Below are 20,888 nucleotides of genomic sequence, written 5' to 3'. Positions count from 1 at the left end.
ATGAACGAGGCAGTGATCGTATCGACCGCACGGACCGGTCTGGCCAAGAGCTGGAAGGGCGGCTTCAACATGACGCACGGCGCCACCCTCGGCGGCCATGTGGTCCAGCACGCGATCGCGCGCGCCAACATCGAGCCGGGCGAGGTCGAGGACGTGCTGATGGGCTGTGCCAATCCCGAAGGCGCGACCGGTGCCAACATCGCACGCCAGATCGCGCTGCGCGCCGGCTGCCCGGTGACGGTGCCGGGCGCCACGGTGAACCGTTTCTGCTCGTCGGGCCTGCAGACCATCGCGATGGCCGCGCAGCGCGTGATCGCGGACGAGGGCGACATCTTCGTCGCCGGCGGCGTCGAGAGCATCTCCTGCGTGCAGCAAGAGATGAACCGCCACATGATCCAGGAAGGCTGGCTGGCCAAGAACAAGCCCGAGATCTACTGGAGCATGCTGCAGACCGCGGAAAACGTCGCCAAGCGCTACAACATCCCGCGCGAGCGCCAGGACGAATACGGCGTGCAGAGCCAGATGCGCGCAGCGGCGGCCCAGGAGGCCGGCAAGTTCAACGACGAGATCGTACCGCTGACGGTGCTGGCCGGCGTGGCGGACAAGGCCACCGGGCAGCTGGTAACGCGCGAGGTCACCGTCTCGGCCGACGAGGGCATCCGTCCGGATACCACCTACGAGGGCGTGTCGAAGATCCGCACGGCGATGCCCGGCGGCGTGATCGCGGCCGGCAATGCGTCGCAATTCTCGGACGGCGCCTCGGCGGCGGTGGTGATGAGCGCCAAGCTGGCGGAGCAGCGCGGCCTGAAGCCGCTGGGCGCCTTCCGCGGCTTCGCGGTGGCCGGCTGCGAGCCCGATGAAATGGGCATCGGCCCGGTGTTCGCCGTGCCCAAGCTGCTGAAGAAGGCCGGCCTGAAGGTCGAGGACATCGGCCTGTGGGAGCTGAACGAGGCGTTTGCGGTGCAGGTGCTGTACTGCGCCGACACGCTGGGCATCCCGATGGACCGCCTGAACGTCAACGGCGGCGCGATCGCGGTGGGCCACCCGTACGGCGTGTCGGGCGCGCGCCTGGTCGGCCATGGGCTGATCGAAGGCAAGCGCCGCGGCGTCAAGTACGTGGTCGTCACCATGTGCATCGGCGGCGGCCAGGGCGCGGCCGGGCTGTTCGAGGTGCTGTAAGCGCAGGCCGCGGTGTCTTCCGCTTCGTCCACCACACCGTCCGCCGCACCGTCCGCCGGCTCCGCCGAGGAACGCGCGGAGCGCGGCCAGCCGCGTGATCTGGGTCAGCCGGGCGACCTGCTGGCCCACGGCCGCGCGATCCTCGCCGAGCAGCCGTTTTCGGTGCTGCTCGGCGCGGAGCTGACCGCGCTGACGCCGCAGCGCGCCGAGCTGCAACTGCCGCTGCGCCAGCCGTTGCAGCAGCAGCATGGCTTCGCTCACGGCGGCGTGGTCAGCTATCTGGCCGACAACGCGCTGACCTATGCCGGCGGCGCGGCGATGGCCGCGCCGGTGGTGACCTCGGAATACAAGATCAATTACGTTCGCCCGGCATTGGGCGAGCGCCTGATCGCGCGCGCCGAGTGCGTCAGCCGCGGGCGGCAGCAGGCCGTGGTCCGTTGCGATGTCTTCGCCGTCCGGGACGGCGAGGAAAAGCTGTGCGCGGTCGCGCAGGGCACCATCGCGCGGATGGGCGAGGCGGGCTGAGCGGTACTCTTGTTGGGAGAGGGCAACCCACGCCCCCATCCCGCTATCCATTCCCATCCCAAGGAGCGGCAATCGCCATGTCGTTGATCCTTTCCCGCCGCGACCTCGATTTTCTGCTCTACGAGTGGCTCGATGTCGAATCGCTGACGCGCATTCCGCGCTATGCCGACCACTCGCGCGAGACCTTCGACGCCGCGCTCGATACCTGCGAGAAGATCGCCACCGATCTGTTCGCGCCGCACAACAAGAAGAACGATCAGCAGGAACCGCATTTCGACGGCGACACCGTCACCATCATTCCCGAGGTCAAGACCGCGCTGAAGGCGTTCTGCGAGGCCGGCCTGATGGCGGCCGGGCAGGACTACGAACTGGGCGGCATGCAGCTGCCGGTGGTGGTCGAGAAGGCCGGCTTCGCGTATTTCAAGGGCGCCAACGTCGGCACCAGCTCCTATCCGTTCCTGACCATCGGCAACGCCAATCTGCTGCTGACGCACGGCACGCCGGCGCAGATCGAGACCTTCGTCAAGCCCGAACTGGAAGGGCGCTTCTTCGGCACCATGTGCCTGTCCGAGCCGCAGGCCGGCTCGTCGCTGTCGGACATCACCACGCGCGCCGAGTACGAGGGCGAATCGCCGCTGGGCGCGCAATACCGGCTGCGCGGCAACAAGATGTGGATCTCGGCCGGCGAGCACGAGCTGTCGGACAACATCGTGCATCTGGTGCTGGCCAAGATCCCCGGCCCGGACGGCAAGCTGATTCCCGGCGTCAAGGGCATCTCGCTGTTCATCGTGCCCAAGTTCCTGGTCAATGCCGACGGCTCGCTGGGCGAGCGCAACGATGTCGTGCTGGCCGGCCTGAACCACAAGATGGGCTATCGCGGCACCACCAACTGCCTGCTGAACTTCGGCGAGGGCACGCGCTACCGTCCCGGCGGCAAGGCGGGCGCGATCGGCTATCTGGTCGGGCAGCCGCACCAGGGCCTGGCGTGCATGTTCCACATGATGAACGAGGCGCGCATCGGCGTCGGCCTCGGCGCGGTGATGCTCGGCTATACCGGCTATCTGCACGCGCTGGACTACGCGCGCAACCGGCCGCAGGGCCGGCCGGTCGGCCCCGGCGGCAAGGACCCGTCCAGCCCGCAGGTCAGGCTGGTCGAGCATGCCGACGTGCGCCGCATGCTGCTGGCGCAGAAGAGCTACGTCGAGGGCGGGCTCGCGCTGAACCTGTACTGCGCGCGGCTGGTCGACGAGGAGCGCGCCGCCGCCACGGCCGGCGATACGGCGGAACATCAGCGCCTCGCGTTGCTGCTCGACATCCTGACCCCGATCGCCAAGAGCTGGCCGTCGCAATGGTGCCTGGAGGCCAACAGCCTGGCGATCCAGGTGCACGGCGGCTACGGCTATACGCGCGAGTACAACGTCGAGCAGTTCTATCGCGACAACCGGCTGAACCCGATCCACGAAGGCACGCACGGCATCCAGGGTCTGGACCTGCTCGGGCGCAAGGTCGTGATGAAGGACGGCGCCGCGTTCAAGGCGCTGGGACAGGTGGTGCAGGCCACCATCGAGCGCGCCATGGCCAGCGGCGACGATGGCCTGGCCACGCATGGCAAGGCACTGGCCGCGCGCGTCGCGCGGCTGGCCGACGTCACGTCCCAACTGTGGGCGGCCGGCGATCCGGCGGTGACGCTGGCCAATGCCTCGGTCTATCTGGAAGCGTTCGGCCACGTGGTGGTCGCCTGGATCTGGCTGGAGCAGGCGATGCTGGCGCACACCGCGCTGGCGGCGCTGCCGTCGGACCATGCGGACGCTGGCTTCTATCGCGGCAAGCTGGCGGCGGCGGATTACTTCTTCCGCTGGGAACTGCCGAAGGTCGGCCCGCAGCTGGATCTGCTGGCGTCGCTGGACCGCACCACGCTCGACATGCAGGACGCCTGGTTCTAGGACCGGCGCATCGGCGAGACGCCGGGACAAGACATCGGACACCGAGACAAGGAGGGGACACCATGAAAACGATCGCACAACTGTTCGACCTGACAGGGCGCACCGCGCTGATCACCGGCGGCTCGCGCGGGCTGGGCCTGCAGATCGCGGAGGCGCTGGGCGAGCAGGGCGCGCGGCTGGTACTGTCGGCGCGCAAGGCCGACGAGTTGAAGGCCGCGCAGGAACATCTGAAGGCGCGCGGCATCGAGGCTGACTGGATCGCCGCCGACGGTTCGCGCGACCACGAGATCGCGCGGCTGGCCGACGAGACGCTGGCGCGCCTGGGCCACGTCGACATCCTGGTCAACAATGCCGGCGCAACCTGGGGCGCGCCCGCCGAGGACCATCCGGTCGAGGCCTGGGACAAGGTGATGAACCTGAACGTGCGCGGCCTGTTCCTGCTGACGCAGCGCATCGGCAAGCAATCGATGATTCCGCGCCGCTATGGCCGCATCATCAACGTCGCGTCGATTGCCGGGCTGGCCGGCAATCCGCCGGGCACGATGGAGACGATCGCCTACAACACGTCCAAGGGCGCGGTGGTCAATTTCACGCGCACGCTGGCGGCCGAATGGGGCGAGCACAACATCACCGTCAATGCGCTGGCGCCGGGCTTCTTCCCGTCGAAGATGACGCAGGGCTCGCTGGCGCGGCTGGGCGTCGACAAGATGTGCGAGGGCGTGCCGCTGCATCGGCTGGGCGACGACGAGGACCTGAAGGGCGCCGCGCTGCTGTTCGCGACCGAGGCCGGCAAGCACATCACCGGACAGATCCTGGCGGTGGATGGGGGCGTCAGCGCGGTTTGAACCGCGGCGCGCCGGACCCCCCCCTCTGTCACCCTCTGCGCATGAGGGAGAGGGGGAACACTGGGGCCTTGCCCGAGTGCGCCACCGGATGGCTTCCCTTTCCCGCTTGCGGAAGAGGGAAGACCACCACCGAGGGACAGGGCAAGCAGCGTATCCCGACCGACCCCTTGGCCATCGCCACCCCCTGAGGACCATCACACCATGACCGAGCCCCGCAAAGGCTTCCCGATCCCGATCCCCTTCGTCGATAACCTCGGCCTGCGCTGCACGCACATGGGCGGCGGCGTCAGCGAACTCGAGCTGGAAGTCGAGCAACGCCATCACAACGGCTGGGAAATGGCGCACGGCGGCGTGCTGATGACGCTGCTCGATGTCGCGATGGCGGTGGCCTGCCGCTCGGCCGATACCGAGGACGGCCGCGGCGTGGTGACCATCGAGATGAAGACCAGCTTCATGGCGCCGGGCCGCGGCACGCTGATCGCGCGCGGCGACTGCGTGCATCGCACCACCTCGATGGCGTTCTGCGAGGCGGAGATCGTCGACGCGGACGGCAAGCTGGTGGCGCGCAGTTCCGGCACGTTCAAGTACGTGCGCCGCTCGCCGCCGCAGCGTGCCGACACCGCGGCGGATACTGGCGCCGACGGCTGACGCTGCCCGGGGCCGAGAGTATGGCGGTACCAACCTGATCCAAAGAGAAAAAACAAATGGAGACACCATGCAGGCCAATCGACGCGGGCGTACGCGCCTTCGCCATCGCGGTCGCCGTATCGCTTGCTCCGTGCTGTCCGTCGCGGCAGTGCTGCTGACCGCCATGACGACGCCCACGCAAGCACAGACGCCACCCGCGCGCACCTATGCCGACGCGGCCGCGACCGACCCCGTCACGCTGGGATGGATGCAGGGCTTTCCGCCGGCGCCGGACAAGGTCATCAGCTTCAGCGGCAAGAGCAACGGTTTCCCACGGCACCGCTGGACCTTCTCGCATGTGCGCGAGCTGGTGCCGACCGTTTCGGTCTGGCGCGGCCCGGGCCCGGTCTCGGCACTGCCGCGCGCCGAGCGCGATATCGGCGGCGTTCCGTTCGTCGATGCCGACGGCACGCGCCGCACCTTCGCCGACATGCTGGCGCTGACCTATACCGACGGCATCCTGGTGATGCACAAGGGCAAGGTCGTCTACGAGAAATACTTCGGCGCGCTGCAGCCGCAGCTGCCGCACGCGGCGTTCTCGATCACCAAGAGCTTCGTCGGCACGCTGGCGGCGATGCTGGCGGTCGAGGGCAAGCTGGATCCGAGCGCGCCGGTCACGCGCTACGTACCCGAGCTGGCCGACACCGCCTATGGCGACGCCACCGTGCGCCAGGTGATGGACATGACGATCGGCGTCAAATTCTCCGAGGACTACGCCGATCCGAAGGCGGAGGTCAACGACTATGCGCGCGCCGGCGGCATGATCCCGCGCGCGCCCGACTATGCGGGACCGCGCACCTTCTACGAGTTCCTGACCACGCTGCGCAAGGAGGGCGAGCACGACCGCGCCTTCGCCTACAAGACCGTCAATGCCGAGGTGCTGGCCTGGATCGTCCAGCGCGCGTGGGGCGTGCCGCTGCCGAAGCTGATGTCCGACAAGCTGTGGCAGCCGCTCGGCGCCGAGGAGGACGCCTACTTCACGGTCGACAGCATCGGCACGCCGGGCGGCGGCGGGGCGATCAGCACCACGCTGCGCGACCTGGCCCGCTTCGGCGAGGCCATGCGCAACGACGGCCGCTTCAACGGGCGCCAGGTGATCCCGAGCGCGGTGGTGGCCGAGATCCGCGGCGGCGGCGACCGCGCGAAGTTCGCCAAATCGGTCTATGCTCATCTGCCTGGCTGGAGCTATCGCGATATGTGGTGGGTCTCCCACGACGATCACGGCGTGTTCGAGGCGCGCGGCATCTTCGGCCAGCGCATCCATGTCGATCCGAAGGCCGAGATGACCATCGTGCGCTATGCCTCGCACCCGATCGCCGGCAATGCCGCGAATGACCCGATCACGCTGCGCGCCTATCGTGCGCTGGCGCTCGCGCTGATGCAGCGCTGAGCGGCAGGATCGACACCAGATCCGACGCCAACATCGAAGTCCAACGTCCCACGACTCCCTGACAAAGGAAAGCCCATGTCCGACACCTACAAGCGCATCGTCCTCGCCTCCCGTCCCAGCGGCGCCGTCTCGCCGGACAATTTCCGGCTCGAGCAGGTGCCGGTACCCGAGCTGGCCGACGGCCAGGTGCTGGTCCGCAACCACTATCTGTCGCTCGATCCGTACATGCGCGGCCGCATGAACGAAGGCAAGTCCTATGCGACACCACAGCCGCTGAACGAGGTGATGATCGGCGGCACCGTCGGCGAGGTGGTGGCCTCGCGCAATCCGAAGTACGCGGTCGGCGACAAGGTGCTGGGCATGTTCGGCTGGCAGGAGATGGGTGTCAGCGACGGCAGCGGCATGCAGAAGGTCGACACCAGCCGGATCCCGCTGTCTGCCTATCTGGGCGCGGTCGGCATGCCCGGCGTCACCGCCTGGTACGGCCTAAACCGCATCATCGCGCCGAAGGCAGGCGAGACCGTGGTGGTCAGCGCGGCCTCCGGCGCGGTGGGCAGCGTGGTCGGACAGCTCGCCAAGATGGCCGGCTGCCGCGCGGTCGGCATCGCCGGCGGCAAGGAGAAGTGCGACTACGTGGTCAACGAGCTGGGCTTCGATGCCTGCGTCGACTACAAGGCGGCGTCCGATCCCAAGGCGCTGTACACGATGCTCAAGGAAGCCACGCCGCAGGGCGTCGACGGCTACTTCGAGAACGTCGGCGGCGAGATCCTCGATGCCGTGCTGTCGCGGATGAACCCGTTCGGCCGCATCGCGGTGTGCGGCATGATCGCCGGCTATGACGGCGAGCCGCTGCCGATGAAGAATCCGCAGCTGATCCTGGTGTCGCGGCTGAAGATCGAGGGTTTCATCGTCTCCGAGCACATGGACGTGTGGCCGCAGGCGCTGTCCGAGCTCGGTGGCGCGGTGGCGCAGGGCAAGCTCAAGTTCCGCGAGAGCGTCGCGCAGGGGCTGGAGAGCGCGCCCGAGGCCTTCATGGGCCTGCTCAAGGGCAAGAACTTCGGCAAGCAGCTGGTCAAGCTGATCTGATCGGCCCTCGTTATCCGCTCATTAGCCGCAGGAGACCGCGATGAACGCTCCCATCCAGGCACCGCAACGTGCCGGCCGCGCCGACGAGATCGGTGCCGATCTGCCCGAGGAAATCAAGGCCAAGTACCGCGTGCTGCCGCGCCCGCCACGCTTCGAGACCCATGCCGAGGAGCGCCTGCACCGCAAGCAGCGGCTGGCGGCGGCCTTCCGGCTGTTCTCGAAGTTCGGCTTCGACGAAGGCGTGGCCGGCCATATCACCGCGCGCGACCCCGAGTTTCCCGATACCTTCTGGGTCAATCCGTTCGGCGTCCACTTCAGCCAGGTCAAGGTGTCGAACCTGATCCGCTGCGACCATCACGGCAACGTGGTCGAGGGCGATCACCCGGTCAACGCCGCCGCCTTCGCGATCCACTCGCGCGTGCACCAGACCCGCGAGGACGCGGTCGCCGCCGCGCATTCGCACAGCACCTATGGGCGCGCCTGGTCGACGCTGGGCCGGCCGCTCGATCCGCTGACGCAGGACGTCTGCGCCTTCTACCAGGACCATGCGGTCTACGACGACTTCGGCGGTGTGGTGGTCGAGCTGGACGAGGGCCAGCGCATCGCCAATGCGCTGGGGGCCAACAAGGCCGTGATCCTGCAGAACCACGGCCTGCTGACCGTGGGCCGCACGGTCGACGAGGCGGCCTGGTGGTTCATCACGATGGAGCGTTCGTGCCAGGTGCAGTTGCTGGCCGAGGCGGCCGCGGCGCGCACGGGCGGCGCGCCGAAGACGATCTCGGACGCGGCCGCGCGCCAGGCCTACTCGATCGTCGGCACCGCGCAGGCCGGCTGGTTCCAGTTCCAGCCGCTGTACGCGCGGATCGTCAAGGAACAGCCCGACCTGCTCGACTGACGCGCGAAGGAGACCGCCATGAAGCAGTTCCAGGAAAGGGTGGCCGTGATCACCGGCGGCGCGTCGGGATTCGGCAAGGAATTCGCGCGGCTCGGGGCGGCGCTCGGCATGCGGCTGGTGCTGGCCGACGTCCAGCAGGACGCGCTCGATGCGACCGTGGCCGAACTGCGCGCGCAGGGCGCCCGCGTGATCGGGCTGCGCGTCGACGTATCGAAGGCCGAGCAGGTGCAGGCGCTGGCCGATGCCGCGATCCAGGCCTTCGGCGAGGTCAACCTGCTGTTCAACAATGCCGGCGTCGGCGCCGGCGGGCTGGTCTGGGAGAACTCGCAGAAGGACTGGGACTGGGTGCTCGGCGTCAACCTGCACGGCGTGATCCACGGCGTGCGCATCTTCACGCCGCTGATGCTCGAGGCGGCCGCGCGCGATGCCTCGTACGAGGGCCATATCGTCAATACCGCATCGATGGCGGGGCTGCTGAACCCGCCGGCGATGGGCATCTACAACGTGTCCAAGCACGCGGTGGTGTCGTTGTCCGAGTCGCTGTACCAGGACCTGGCACTGGTGACCGAACAGGTGCATTGCTCGCTGCTGTGCCCGTATTTCGTGCCGACCGGCATCCATCAGTCGCACCGCAATCGCCCCGCGGACCTGAGCAACGAGGCGCCGCCGACGCGCTCGCAGCGCGTTGCGCAGGCGCTGTCGGACAAGGCCGTCACGTCGGGCAAGGTCAGCGCGGAGGACGTGGCCCGGATGACCTTCGACGCCATCCGCGAGCAGCGCTTCTACATCTATTCGCATCCGCACGCGCTGGCGCCGGTGCAGCAGCGTTTCGAGGACATCGTCGGCCAGCGCAATCCCGGCGATCCGTTCGCCGGCAAGCCGCAGGTGCGCGACGAGCTGGTGGCGGCGCTGCGGGGCTGAGGCGGGCGCTTCGCGCGCAGGCACGGAGCGTGCATCGGCACGGCCGGCGCCTCGCCCGCATGGGGCGGGCGGGACGACAACGGCAAACCACAGAGAGGAGACCATGAGCACTTCGGCCGTGATCCATCATCTGCAGTACGCCTCGCTGCCGAATGGCACGCGGCTGCACTATGCCAGCGCGGGCCAGCGCGGCAAGCCGTTGATGCTGTTCGTCCACGGCTTCCCCGAGTTCTGGTACGCGTGGGAAGCCCAGCTCGCCGAATTCGGCCGGACCCATTTCGCGGTTGCGCCCGATTTGCGCGGTTTCAATCTGTCGAGCAAGCCCGCCGCGGTCGAGGCCTACAAGCCGCGCCATCTGGTCGAAGATCTGGTGCAGTTCGTCGCGGCGCTCGGTTATGACCGCTGCGTGGTGGTCGCGCACGACTGGGGCGGGGCGGTGTGCTGGAACCTGGCGATCCAGTTTCCGGCGCTGGTGCAGCAGCTGGTCATCATCAACGCGCCGCACCCGTATCTGTTCGCCCGCGCGCTGGCCGAGGATCCGCGGCAGCAGGCGGCGTCGGCCTATATGAACTGGCTGCGCAAGCCGGGCTGCGAGGAGGTGCTGGCGGCCGACAACCATGCGAAGCTGGCCGCCTTGCTGTCGGGCGGCGACGCGCCGCCCGACTGGTTCAGCGGCGACACGCGCGACAAGTATCTGGCCGCGTGGTCGCAGCCGGGCGAGGGCGGTTCGCATCCGCTGACCGGCAGCGTCAACTACTATCGCGCCTCGCCGCTGCATCCGCCGGCGCCGGGCGAGCCGCCGCCCGATCTGTCGCGCCTCGATCCGGAGGCCTTCGTCGTGCGCGTGCCGACGCTGGTGATCTGGGGCGAGAACGATCGCGCGCTGCCGAAGTCGCTGGTCGACGGGCTCGACCGCTTCGTGCCACAGCTGCGGCTCGAACGGATTCCCGAAGGCACGCACTGGGTCGTGCACGAGCAGCCGGAGCGGATCAATCTGCTGATCCGGAGCGCGTTGAGCTAGGGAAAGGGACGGGGCAAGGGCGTCCCTTGACCCGCCGGAACATCAAAGCCCGCCAAACGCCCCGAGCCGCTCCCGGTACAGCCGGTAGTTCTCGTCGTCGAAGCAGACGAAGGTCACCTGTTCGATGGTGTCGGCGTCGGCCAGCGCCTCGCGCACCGCGGCGATCGCGATATCGGCGGCACGTTCGCGCGGAAAGCCGTAGACCCCGGTGCTGATATTGGGGAATGCCAGCGTGCGCAGCCGATGCTCGGCCGCGAGCTTGATGCTGCTGCGATAGGCGCTGGCCAGCAGCGCGTCTTCGTTGTCGCTGCCGCCGCGCCAGACCGGGCCGACCGCGTGGATCACATAGGGCGCCGGCAGCAGGCCGCCGGTCGTGATCACCGCCTCGCCGGTCGGGCAGCCGCCCTGGCGCTCGCGGATCTCGCGGCAGGCCGCCATGATGGCCGGGCCGCCGGCGCCGTGGATCGCGCCATCGACGCCGCCTCCGCCCAGCAGCCCGCTGTTGGCCGCGTTGACGATGGCATCGACCTCCATCCGCGTGATATCGCCGTGCACCACCTGCAAGTGTTCGCCAGCCATGCCTGCCTCCTTGCGCCCGATGCGCGAGGCATCGGATCGAGCCTTACACGATTGCGCCCTACACCGACTGCGTCTTACATCCACTGCGGCTTGCAGCGGTTGAGCCCTACATCGATGCCGCCAGCATACGCCGGTAGTCGTCGGCGCTGGCCTCCTTCGGATTGGTCTTGTGGCAATGGTCGGCCAGCGCGCCGGCCACGACCTTGTCGAACATCGCCTCGGTCACGCCCATCGCGGCCAGCCCGGTCGGCAGGCCCAGCCGTGCGGTCATGTCGTACACCGCCTGCGCAACATCGGCGTCGGCCGGCAGATGCATGGCGCGGCGCAGGCGGCCATAACGGTCCTCGCGCACGATGCTCGGCGCATCGGCATTGAAGCGCAGCACCGCGGGCATCACCACCGCGTTCAGCGTGCCGTGATGCAGGCCGGTGCGGCCGTCGATCTTCAGGCCGCCGAGCGGGTGCGACAGCGAATGCACGCAGCCCAGCCCCTTCTGGAACGCCATCGCACCCTGCATCGACGCGCTCATCATGTTCAGCCGGGCCTCGCGGTCACTGCCGTCGCGCGTGGCGCGTTCGATATGGGCCCAGGCGCGCTCCAGGCCGTCCAGCGCGATGCCGTCGGCGGGCGGGTTGAAGGCCGGGGCCAGGAACGTTTCGATGCAATGGGCGATCGCGTCCATGCCGGTGGCGGCCGTCAGCCCGGGCGGTAGGCCCAGCGTCAGCTCGGGATCGCAGATGGCCGACCTGGGCAGCAGGTGCCAGGAATGGAAGCCGAGCTTGCGCCCGTCCTCGAGGATGATGATCGCGCCGCGCGCGACCTCGCTGCCGGTGCCCGAGGTGGTCGGCACCGCGATCAGCGGCGCGGCGCGCTCGGTGATCCTGCCGCTGCCGCCCTCGATGGTGGCGTAGGTGGTCAGCTCGCCCTCGTGCGTGGCCAGGATCGCGATCCCCTTGGCCAGATCGATCGAGGAGCCGCCGCCCACCGCGATAAGCCCGTCGCAGCCCTCGCTGCGGTATTGCGCGGCGGCCTGGCGCACCATCGCCTCGGTGGGGTTCGACGGGGTGTCGTCGAACACGGCCACCGGCAGCGCGGAGAGCGCGTCGATGGCCCGCTGCGCGATGCCGGCGGCGACCACGCCCTTGTCTGTGACCAGCAGCGGCCGGCGGATGCCGATGCGCTCGCATTCGGACTTCAGCAGCGTGACCGCGCCGAAATCGAGATGGATATGGGTCAGGTAATAGATAAAGGCCATCGTGCTTGTCTCCGTGATTGTTATGTGGGCGAGGGCGCGCGGGTGGCGGCTGAGGGATGCGTGCCATGCCGGCGCGGCGGTCAGAGCCGGGCCCGGACGATTGTCGCAGCGTTTTCAATCGGGTGGGGAGGGGGCAAACGCGGTGTCGCATTGCCACATTTTCCACGCCGGTATGCCCACAAAGCGCTGGCATCATACTAAAATCGAACGCTCGTTCACAATTCGAACTTCACCGGAATTCCAGCGCGCAGGCCATGGCCGTACCGCGTGCACCGCATCGCTTCATGTCAGCCGTCCCTTCCGCGTTCCCCGCGCCCTCCGCGTCATCGCTGCCGCCCGGCATGCCGGCGCAGCCGCTCGATCCGCAGATCGCGCAGCTGCTCGACATGGTGGCGCGCGCCAAGCGGCCGCCGCTGCATCATCTGGAGCCGGCCGACGCGAAGATCGCCTACGAGAAGAGCGCGCTGATCCTGGACGTGGCGCCCGCGCCGGTGCACAGCGTCGAGGACATGACGGTGCCGGCGCGCGACGGCCATCCGATTCCGGTACGGCTCTATGCGCCGCGCGAGGCCAGCTGGGCCGACCCGCTGCCGCTGCTGCTGTACTTCCATGGCGGCGGCTTCACGGTGGGCAGCATCGCCACGCACGAGCCGCTGTGCCGGCTGCTGTGCGCGCGTGCCGATGCGATGGTGCTGTCGGTCGACTACCGGCTCGGACCGCAATGGAAATTCCCCACGGCCGTCGACGATGCGTTCGACGTGCTGCACTGGGTCTTCGAGCAGGCGCCGCGGCTGGGCGTGGATGCGAATCGCATTGCGCTGGGCGGTGATAGCGCCGGCGGCACGCTGGCGGCGGCCTGCGCAGTCGAGGCGCGCGACCGCGGCCTCGCGCCGGTGCTGCAGATGCTGCTGTATCCCGGCACCAGTGCGCGCCAGGACACGCCGTCGCAGCGGGCGCTGGCCGACGGCTATCTGCTGACCGCGTCGATGATCCAATGGTTCTTCGCGCAGTATCTGGACCGCGAGCAGAGCCGCGACGACTGGCGCTTTGCGCCGCTCGACGGCGGCGGCAGCGGTGCGGAGGTGGCCGGGTGCTGTCCGGCCTGGATCGCGGTGGCGGGCTACGATCCGCTGCACGACGAAGGCGTCGCGTATGCCGGCAAGCTGCGCGCCGCGGGCGTGCCGGCAGAAGTGGCGGACTACCCCGGCATGATCCATGATTTCTTCAAGCTGGGACGCTTCGTCCCGGCAGTGGCGCGCGCGCATGACGATGCCGTGCGCGCGTTGCGGACGGCCTTCGGCACCGCGCCGCCCATCTAGGGCCGCGCTCGATGCCAAGCCAAGGCGGTCGCAGAACCCCGGTTTTTTCAGGCAATCCACGAGTACCCGAGCAGTACCTTGTAGCAACAGGAGACGACTACAGATGCAACGCCGCCACTTCCTCGCCCGCGCGGGCGCCATCGCCGCCGCCGCGGTAACCGGCCTGGCCGCCACCCCCGCGGCCCACGCCCAGGCGGACAATTTCCCGCAGAAGCCGATCCGCCTCATCATCGGCTATACCGCGGGCGGTTCCACCGATATCCCGTTCCGCGTGCTCGCGGAGAACGCCTCGAAGATCCTGGGCCAGCCGGTGATCGTCGAGAACAAGCCCGGTGCCGGCGGCGTGCTGCCGGCGCAGATGATGCAGGCCACGCCGCCCGACGGCTATACGCTGGCGCAGATCCCGCTGCCGGTGTTCCGCCTGCCGTACACGACCAAGATCAACTGGGACCCGGTCAAGGACCTGACCTATGTGATCAACCTGGCCGGCTATGCGTTCGGCCTGGTCGTGCCGGCCGATTCGCCGATCAAGACGATGCAGGAGTACATCGCCTACGCCAAGGCCAACCCCGGCAAGCTGACCTACGGCACGCCCGGCTCGATGACGACGCTGCATCTGACGATGGAAGAACTGGCGATGAAGCAGAACGTCCAGTTCTCGCACATCCCGTTCAAGGGCAATTCCGAGTCGATGCAGGCGCTGCTGGGCGGCCACGTGATGTCTGTGGCCGACACGCCGGCCTGGGCGCCGTACGTCGAGCAGGGCCGCCTGCGCCTGCTGTCGGTGTGGGGCGACAAGCGTTCGCCGCGCTTCCCCAACGTGCCGACGCTCAAGGAGCTGGGCCTGGGCATCGTGCAGACCTCGCCGTTCGGCCTGGCCGCGCCCAAGGGCACCGACCCGAAGATCGTCAAGAAGCTGCATGACGCGTTCAAGCAGGCGATGGAGATGCCGAACTACCGCGAGTCGCTGGCGAAGTTCGACATGGAGCCGTTCTACATGAACAGCGAGCAGTACGCGAAGTTCGCGGCCGATACGGTCAGGAAGGAAAAGGCGATCATCGAGAAGCTGGGCCTGGCTCGGCCGCAGTAAGCCGCGGCAGCAATATGCGCGCTGGCCCTCGCCGAGGGCCGTTGATCCCGTCGTCCCCGCGCAGGCGGGGACCCAGTGGCTTGCCTCGCCACGCGGCAATGGGAAAAGCCGCTGGGCCCCCGCATTCGCGCGGGCGACGAATTCCCGGACGCTGTCTTACCCGAGGACCCCGCATGGCCAAGGAAGAATTTCGCCACAGCATGCCGCTGCGCGTGCGCTGGGCCGAGGTCGATCCGCAGTCGATCGTCTTCAACGCGCATTACCTGACCTATTGCGATATCTGCGTGACCGAGTACTGGCGCGCGGTCGGTATCCGCTATCCCGAGGACGTGCTGCACGCGCATGGCGTGGACATGTACGTCGTCAAGTCGACGCTGGAGTACCACGGCTCGGCGCGCTTCGACGACATGCTCGACATCCGCGGCCGCATCGCGCGCATCGGCCGCTCCAGCATGCTGTTCCGCGTCGAGATGTACCGCGGCGACGAGCATTTGATCACCGGCGAGATCGTCTACGTCTGCGCCGATCCGGCGACGCAGCGTTCGGCGCCGGTGCCGGCGGCCGTGCGCGAGGCGATCGTCGCGTACGAGACGGTGGCGCCGGAGCAGTAAGTCTGCCCATCTCGACAAGATGAAGGGCAGCGGCACGGGCCGCCCTCGCGTCCGCTGAAAGATCGGCGCGACGCGAGTATCATGCCGATCCTCGCCAACCGACGCGTCATCCTTTCATCATGACCCTCACCGTTCGCCTGCTGCCCTGGTCCGAAGCGCGCGAGACCGCGCGCGCGATCCGCTATGCCGTATTCGTCGAAGAGCAGGGCGTACCGGTCGAACTCGAATGGGACGAATGGGACGAGCCGAGCTGGCATGCGATTGCCTATGACGCGCAGGGCGTCGCGGTGGCAACGGGCCGGCTGCTGCCCGACGGCCATATCGGCCGCATGGCGGTGCTGGCCGGCGCGCGCGGCACCGGCGTCGGCGCCCGCGTGCTCGATGCGCTGATGGCCAAGGCCGAGGCACTCGGTTATCCCGAACTGGTGCTCAACGCGCAGTCGCATGCGGCGCCGTTCTACGCGCGCGTCGGCTTCCAGCAGGTCGGCGAGCCGTTCGAGGAAGCGGGCATTCCCCATATCGAGATGCGCAAGCGGCTGCGGGGCTAGCCTCCAAGGGCGCGAGACGCTCGAGCGACGCTCGCGCACCCGCGCGTCAGCCATCGGCCGACGGCCGCGGCTGCGGCGGTATGAGACCATGCATGGCCATACCGCGCCGTACCCACCGTTTCGCATGAACGACCTGTCCACCGATCTGCCGCGGCCGTCCGCTTCGTCGCAGCCGCATTCCCCCGCACCGGCCGATCCGCCGCCGCTGCGCACCGCGCCGGCCACCTGGGCCACGATGGCGCTGTTCTTCGTCAATGGCGCGACCTTCGCCACCTGGGGCGTCCATATTCCAACGATCAAGGCGCGCTTCGGCCTGTCCGATGCCGTGCTGTCGATGGCGATGCTGGCGGTGGCCTTCGGCGCCATCGTCGCGATGGGTCCGGTGGGCCGCTGGATCTCGCGGGTTGGCAGCACGCGCGCCTGCATGTCGGGCGGCGTGGCCTATGGCGTGGCCACCATCGCGATCCTGGCGATGCCGCATTTCTACGCGCTGGTGCCCGCGCTGATCGCGTTCGGCATGGCCAGCGCCGTGTTCGACGTCGCGATGAACGCGCAGGCCGCCACGGTCGAATCGCGGCGCCACAAACCGATCATGTCCGCGTTGCACGGCATGTTCAGCCTCGGCGGCATGGTCGGCGCGGCCGTTGGCGGGCTGTTGCTGTCGCTGCAGGTTCCACCGCTGGCGCACGCGATCGGCATGGCGCTGCTGACCGCCGGCGTGGGGCTGGCGTCGAAGCGCTGGCTGCTGCCCGACCATCCGACCGCGCCGCACGCCGACAAGGGGCACGACCATGCGGGCCGGGCACTGTGGCTGCTGGGCCTGATGGCGTTTCTCGGGCTGGTGGGCGAGGGGGCGATGTACGACTGGACCAGCCTCTACATGCGCGAGATCGCGCAGGCGCCGATCGCCTGGATCAGCTTCGGGTATGCGGCCTTCTCGGGCGGCATGGCGATCGGCCGCTTCACCGGCGATCTGGCGCGGGCGCGCTGGAGCGACGCCGGCACGCTGACGGCCAGCGCCTGGCTGGCTTTCGTCGGCATCAGCTTGGCGCTGCTGTGGCCCGCGCCCTGGGCGAGCCTGCTGGGCTTCGCGATGATGGGCCTGGGGGCGGCCAATATGGTGCCGATCTTCTTCGTCGCGGCGTCGCGGCTGCCCGGGGTGCCCCCGGCCGAGGGCATCTCGCGCGTGGCACGCTTTGGCTATATCGGGCTGATGCTGGGGCCGGTGATGATCGGCGGCGTCGCGCATGCGAGCGATCTGCGCTATGGGCTCGGCCTGGTGGCGCTGACGATGGGATGGATCGCGCTGGCCGGGGCGCGCACGGTGCGGCGGTATCTTGCCGCCTGACAGTCCATATCCTGTCGCCCCCGCGCAGGCGGGGGCCCAGTGTCTTTGCCAGCGGCGCCTGTCTAAGCCACTGGGTTCTCGCTTGCGCGGGAACGACAGCTGGACTTTAGCGCGGCGCTGGAATCGTGCCCGCGCTGCTGACCACGTTCATCTGGCCCTGGTACGAGACCTCGCCGATCGGCCCGGACGCGTCGAAGCTGCGCTCGCTCAGGTCGAAGCGGCCATCGTGGCGTACGCGCAGCACCGTGCTGGCGCGCGTGCCGTAAGACGGCGAACGGATAAAGGCCGACGACAGCAGCTTTTCCCATTCGGGCGCGACGCCGGTCTGCGGCAGCTCGAAATCGCAGGCCTGGCGGGTATCGGCCAGCAGCGCCAGATAGGGCTCGACGCTGGCGCCGGGTGCGCCGGTGTCGGCGGCCAGCGTCTCGGCCAGCGCGCCGACGCGGCTGCGCACCTTGGGCCACGGCGTGTCGAGCAGCGCATTGGACAGCCCGTACAGGCCGGGCTTGAGCCGCTGCGGGGCGCCGTCGGGCGAGCGGTTGCTGTACCACCACAGCGCGTCGAGATCGCCCGCGAGCAGGTTGAAGCCGTTGTAGGCGCCGGGGCTGCGGATGCCGGCGCCCCGCGCGAGATCGCCGACGTATTGCTCGGGCGACGCCTCGCCGCGCAGGAAGCCGGCCACCAGTTCGCCGCGTGAGCGGGCGTCGGTGCGCTTTTCGGAAGGCGCGCGGTAATTGGTCAGCGCGGCAAAGCGGCCGCCCGCGGTCACGCCCATCCAGGTGCCCGGCTCGCCGATCACGTCCGCCTGGTCGCGGCCGGCCAGCACCTCGGGCGCGTCGTCCCACCAGTGCGCCGGCGCCGCCGGGCGGACATAGAATTCATCGCGATTGGCCGCGACCACCAGCGCATAGTCGGGGTGGGCCTGCCAGGCGACGAGGATCAAACACATAAGCCATTCCTTGTTGCGGGCCGCCGCATCGCTGTGGGCGGCACCGCGCTACAACAGGTCCAGGTCGACGAAGCGTTCGACCTGGCGCTCGCCTTCGAGCCAGTGCTGCAAACCGCTTTGCCGCCACAGGCCGTCGAGCGTCGCATCGAAGGCCGGCGGCACGTCGGCGTAGGCCTCCATCCAGGTCTGCAGGCCGGCGCGGGTTTCGGGCCTGCGCATCAGCGTACCACCGATCCCGGTGGCTTCGGCCACCGTGGCCATCCAGCGGTGCCAGTGCGGCAGCGCCTCGGCGGCATCCTGCTCGCGCACGCGGAAGTAGACGAACAGGTGCTCGCTCATCGTGGCGTCTCCTTGCGGCGTCTTGCTGCGGGCCGTGGAAGGCCGGCCTCAGGCGGCCGGATCGGTGGCCAGCAGCGGCACCGGGTAGGGCAGCTCGCCCACGGTGATCGCCAGCCCTTCGGCATGGCCCAGATGCAGGCTCGCGCCGGCCGCATCGATCTTCAGCTCGGCCAGCGCGTCCCAGCCGGCGCCGTCCGGCTTGGGCGCCGCGTTGACGATCATGCCGCTCGGCTGTCCGGGATCGTCGGCACGATAGATCTCGGCGCCTTCGTCCGGCGTCTCGCCTTCGCCGCTGACCAGCCACATGCGGCGCTTGAGCGTGCCGCGGTACTGGCTGCGCGCGACGACTTCCTGGCCCGGGTAGCAGCCCTTGCGGAAATTGACGCCGCCGATCAGCTCGTAATTGATCATCTGCGGCACGAACTGTTCCTGCGTGGCGACGACGATGCGCGGGATGCCGGCGCGGATCTCGAGCCAGTCCCACAGTTCGGCATCGGCTTGCAGCAGCGTGGTGCCCAGCGTTTCGCGCAGGGCATCGGCCTGCGCGGCAGGGGCCACGACCTGCCAGCGCGGCACGCCGTCGGCGTCGGGCAGGCGGATCACGGTCGCCTCGCCGGCGCCGGCGGTGCTCCAGGGTTCTGCCGGCGCGGGCAGGCCGGCGGCCGCCAGCGCGCTGTCACCCTTGGCGCCGGCCACGCCGACGATGCCGGCCTCCGCGCCCAGGTCCGACAGTCTGGCCTTGGCGCGCAGCACGAACATCGACAGCCGCTTCTGGATTGCCGGCTGCAGGTCGGCCGACAGCTGCATGGCGATGCCCTGCGCGTCGCGCCAGATCAGCAGCGTCGCCAGCAGGCGGCCCTTGGGCGAGCAATAGCCGGCCAGCCGGGCCTGCCCTTGCGGCAGGTCCTCGACGGCGTTGGTCAGCTGGCTGTGCAGGAACGTGGCGGCATCATCGCCGGCCACGCGGATCAGGCCCAGATCGGCGGGGCGGCAAACGACGCCGTCCTGGCGCAGGGCGGCGAACTGGGCGGCGCGGGCGGGATTGGGGGCGTGCATGGATCGACTTCGATTCGGAGCCGGCGCGCGGGCCGGCACGGGTTGGCGGATGGCTTGTGCAGGGCCTGTCACAACTTGTGACTCGGTGAGCGGCGGCTCCTGACAAGGCTCCCGGTATTATATGGGTCTGCCGCCATTGCGGCCGGCGGCCGACTTCGGTCACCTGTCGAGCCTGCGGCGCGCCGCCTGCCCCGTCTTGCGGGTGTCCGGCAGCCGCGGCGGCCTCGATTCACGCAGACCCGCGGTTGCTCCCGACTTAAGCCCGCATTCACCCGCATTCAGACCCGCATTTACCCAAGCTTGTCGATGAAACGTTTTCTTTCCCGGCTGGTCCTGGCCGCCGTGGCATTCGCGCTGGCCGCCGCCGGCGCCTTCGCCTGGTGGGCCAACCAGCCGCTGACGCTGCGCAGCTCGCCGCTCGAGGTGATCATCAAACCCAACTCCAGCGTGCCGAGCGTCGCCCGCCAGGTAGCCCGCGGCGGCGTGCCGATCGATACCCGGCTGTTCATGCTGCTCGCCCGGGCGACCGGCAATCACGCCAGCCTGAAGGCGGGCGGCTACCAGTTCGAGAGCGGCGTCACGCCGCTGCAGGTGATCGGCCGCATCGCCCGGGGCGAGGTCAATCACCATGTGCTGACGGTGATCGAGGGCTGGGAATTCCGCCGCATGCGCGCGGCCATCGATGCCCATCCCGCCTTGCGTCACGACACCAGGGGGATGAGCGAGGCGGACCTGCTGAAGGCGATCGGCGCCGCCGAGACCTCGGCCGAGGGGCTGTTCTTCCCGGACACCTACCTGTTCGCGCGCGGCAGCAGCGATGTCGAGCTGTACAAGCACGCCTACCGGGCCATGCAGCGGCGGCTGAACGAGGCCTGGAACGCGCGCTCGCCCGACCTGCCGTACAAGACGCCCTACGAGGCGCTGATCATGGCCTCGATCGTCGAGAAGGAGACCGGCCAGGCGGCCGAGCGCCCGATGATCGCGGGGGTTTTCATCAACCGGCTGCGCAAGAACATGATGCTGCAGACCGATCCGACCGTGATCTACGGCATCGGCGAGATGTTCGACGGCAACCTGCGCAAGCGCGATCTGCAGGCGGACACTCCGTACAATACGTACACCCGCACCGGCCTGCCGCCCACGCCGATCGCCTTGCCTGGCGTCTCGTCGCTGGCGGCGGCGACCACGCCGGCGCCGACCGACGCGTTGTATTTCGTTGCCCGCGGCGATGGCACCAGCCACTTCTCCAACTCGCTTCCCGAACACAATCGCGCGGTCGATCAATACCAGCGCGGCAAATAA

At 68.9% G+C, this 20,888-nt stretch carries 21 protein-coding genes; 16 read left to right on the top strand and 5 right to left on the bottom strand.

The window, feature by feature from the left end:
- From FOB47_RS17760 to FOB47_RS17715, 10 genes are all read left to right on the top strand, one after another.
- Window positions 1-1,179 carry an acetyl-CoA C-acyltransferase gene (locus tag FOB47_RS17760; protein WP_174781719.1) on the top strand — a complete coding sequence of 393 codons (1,179 nt, stop codon included), beginning with the start codon at window positions 1-3 and terminating at the stop codon, window positions 1,177-1,179.
- Window positions 1,180-1,278: 99 nt separating this feature from the next.
- A complete protein-coding gene (locus FOB47_RS17755) occupies window positions 1,279-1,704 on the top strand; it encodes a PaaI family thioesterase (protein ID WP_053823106.1) in 426 nt (141 codons plus the stop codon).
- A gap of 77 nt (window positions 1,705-1,781) precedes the next feature.
- Window positions 1,782-3,647 (top strand): acyl-CoA dehydrogenase, encoded by a 1,866-nt coding sequence (locus FOB47_RS17750; RefSeq protein ID WP_053821887.1) that lies wholly within the window; start codon window positions 1,782-1,784, stop codon window positions 3,645-3,647.
- 62 nt (window positions 3,648-3,709) lie between these two features.
- A complete protein-coding gene (locus tag FOB47_RS17745; protein ID WP_174781718.1) occupies window positions 3,710-4,492 on the top strand; it encodes an SDR family oxidoreductase in 783 nt (260 codons plus the stop codon).
- A gap of 201 nt (window positions 4,493-4,693) precedes the next feature.
- Complete coding sequence (locus tag FOB47_RS17740) at window positions 4,694-5,140, top strand: PaaI family thioesterase (protein WP_174781717.1); 447 nt, start codon at window positions 4,694-4,696, stop codon at window positions 5,138-5,140.
- Window positions 5,141-5,303: 163 nt separating this feature from the next.
- Window positions 5,304-6,569, top strand: a complete 1,266-nt coding sequence (locus FOB47_RS17735; RefSeq protein ID WP_244959459.1) for a serine hydrolase domain-containing protein — start codon at window positions 5,304-5,306, stop codon at window positions 6,567-6,569.
- Window positions 6,570-6,644: 75 nt separating this feature from the next.
- Window positions 6,645-7,655 carry an NADP-dependent oxidoreductase gene (locus FOB47_RS17730; RefSeq protein WP_053821883.1) on the top strand — a complete coding sequence of 337 codons (1,011 nt, stop codon included), beginning with the start codon at window positions 6,645-6,647 and terminating at the stop codon, window positions 7,653-7,655.
- A 40-nt stretch (window positions 7,656-7,695) separates the two neighbouring features.
- Complete coding sequence (locus tag FOB47_RS17725) at window positions 7,696-8,550, top strand: class II aldolase/adducin family protein (protein ID WP_174781716.1); 855 nt, start codon at window positions 7,696-7,698, stop codon at window positions 8,548-8,550.
- An 18-nt stretch (window positions 8,551-8,568) separates the two neighbouring features.
- Window positions 8,569-9,471, top strand: coding sequence for an SDR family oxidoreductase (locus tag FOB47_RS17720; RefSeq protein WP_174781715.1), 903 nt, complete (start codon window positions 8,569-8,571; stop codon window positions 9,469-9,471).
- A gap of 103 nt (window positions 9,472-9,574) precedes the next feature.
- Window positions 9,575-10,492 carry an alpha/beta fold hydrolase gene (locus FOB47_RS17715; protein ID WP_174781714.1) on the top strand — a complete coding sequence of 306 codons (918 nt, stop codon included), beginning with the start codon at window positions 9,575-9,577 and terminating at the stop codon, window positions 10,490-10,492.
- Window positions 10,493-10,534: 42 nt separating this feature from the next.
- Here FOB47_RS17715 and FOB47_RS17710 read toward each other — a convergent pair whose 3' ends face one another.
- On the bottom strand, window positions 10,535-11,071 hold the full coding sequence (locus FOB47_RS17710; protein ID WP_174781713.1) for an O-acetyl-ADP-ribose deacetylase: 537 nt from the start codon (window positions 11,069-11,071) through the stop codon (window positions 10,535-10,537).
- Between the two features lie 106 nt (window positions 11,072-11,177).
- Window positions 11,178-12,326 carry an iron-containing alcohol dehydrogenase gene (locus tag FOB47_RS17705; protein WP_174781712.1) on the bottom strand — a complete coding sequence of 383 codons (1,149 nt, stop codon included), beginning with the start codon at window positions 12,324-12,326 and terminating at the stop codon, window positions 11,178-11,180.
- Window positions 12,327-12,667: 341 nt separating this feature from the next.
- Between FOB47_RS17705 and FOB47_RS17700 the strand changes: the two genes are divergently transcribed.
- The 5 genes from FOB47_RS17700 to FOB47_RS17680 all read left to right on the top strand — a co-directional run bounded on the left by FOB47_RS17700 (window position 12,668) and on the right by FOB47_RS17680 (window position 17,242).
- On the top strand, window positions 12,668-13,645 hold the full coding sequence (locus FOB47_RS17700) for an alpha/beta hydrolase (protein ID WP_420839251.1): 978 nt from the start codon (window positions 12,668-12,670) through the stop codon (window positions 13,643-13,645).
- A gap of 103 nt (window positions 13,646-13,748) precedes the next feature.
- A complete protein-coding gene (locus FOB47_RS17695; RefSeq protein WP_053821877.1) occupies window positions 13,749-14,735 on the top strand; it encodes a tripartite tricarboxylate transporter substrate binding protein in 987 nt (328 codons plus the stop codon).
- Window positions 14,736-14,908: 173 nt separating this feature from the next.
- A complete protein-coding gene (locus FOB47_RS17690) occupies window positions 14,909-15,346 on the top strand; it encodes a YbgC/FadM family acyl-CoA thioesterase (RefSeq protein ID WP_174781710.1) in 438 nt (145 codons plus the stop codon).
- A 119-nt stretch (window positions 15,347-15,465) separates the two neighbouring features.
- Entirely contained in the window at window positions 15,466-15,894 is a 429-nt protein-coding gene (locus FOB47_RS17685; protein WP_053821875.1) for a GNAT family N-acetyltransferase, read from the top strand.
- A gap of 124 nt (window positions 15,895-16,018) precedes the next feature.
- On the top strand, window positions 16,019-17,242 hold the full coding sequence (locus FOB47_RS17680) for an MFS transporter (protein ID WP_390884835.1): 1,224 nt from the start codon (window positions 16,019-16,021) through the stop codon (window positions 17,240-17,242).
- 106 nt (window positions 17,243-17,348) lie between these two features.
- Here the strand turns inward: FOB47_RS17680 and FOB47_RS17675 are convergent, their stop codons facing one another.
- Genes FOB47_RS17675 through ygfZ form a run of 3 tightly spaced genes read right to left on the bottom strand, consistent with a single transcriptional unit; the run spans window position 17,349 to window position 19,586 of the window.
- Complete coding sequence (locus FOB47_RS17675) at window positions 17,349-18,191, bottom strand: NRDE family protein (RefSeq protein ID WP_006579546.1); 843 nt, start codon at window positions 18,189-18,191, stop codon at window positions 17,349-17,351.
- 48 nt (window positions 18,192-18,239) lie between these two features.
- Window positions 18,240-18,530: a DUF4936 family protein gene (locus tag FOB47_RS17670; protein WP_053821873.1), complete on the bottom strand. Its 291-nt coding sequence runs from the start codon at window positions 18,528-18,530 to the stop codon at window positions 18,240-18,242.
- Window positions 18,531-18,578: 48 nt separating this feature from the next.
- Window positions 18,579-19,586 (bottom strand): CAF17-like 4Fe-4S cluster assembly/insertion protein YgfZ, encoded by a 1,008-nt coding sequence (gene ygfZ, locus FOB47_RS17665; protein ID WP_174781709.1) that lies wholly within the window; start codon window positions 19,584-19,586, stop codon window positions 18,579-18,581.
- A gap of 306 nt (window positions 19,587-19,892) precedes the next feature.
- On the opposite strand from ygfZ, the gene mltG reads away from it, so the two are divergent.
- The gene (gene mltG / locus FOB47_RS17660; RefSeq protein WP_174781708.1) at window positions 19,893-20,888 is read left to right on the top strand and encodes an endolytic transglycosylase MltG; all 996 of its coding nucleotides are present in this window, start codon (window positions 19,893-19,895) and stop codon (window positions 20,886-20,888) included.

This window comes from Cupriavidus gilardii (genome assembly GCF_013347325.1).
Taxonomy (GTDB): Bacteria; Pseudomonadota; Gammaproteobacteria; order Burkholderiales; family Burkholderiaceae; genus Cupriavidus; species Cupriavidus gilardii.
This window is presented reverse-complemented; position numbering and strand designations above follow the sequence as displayed.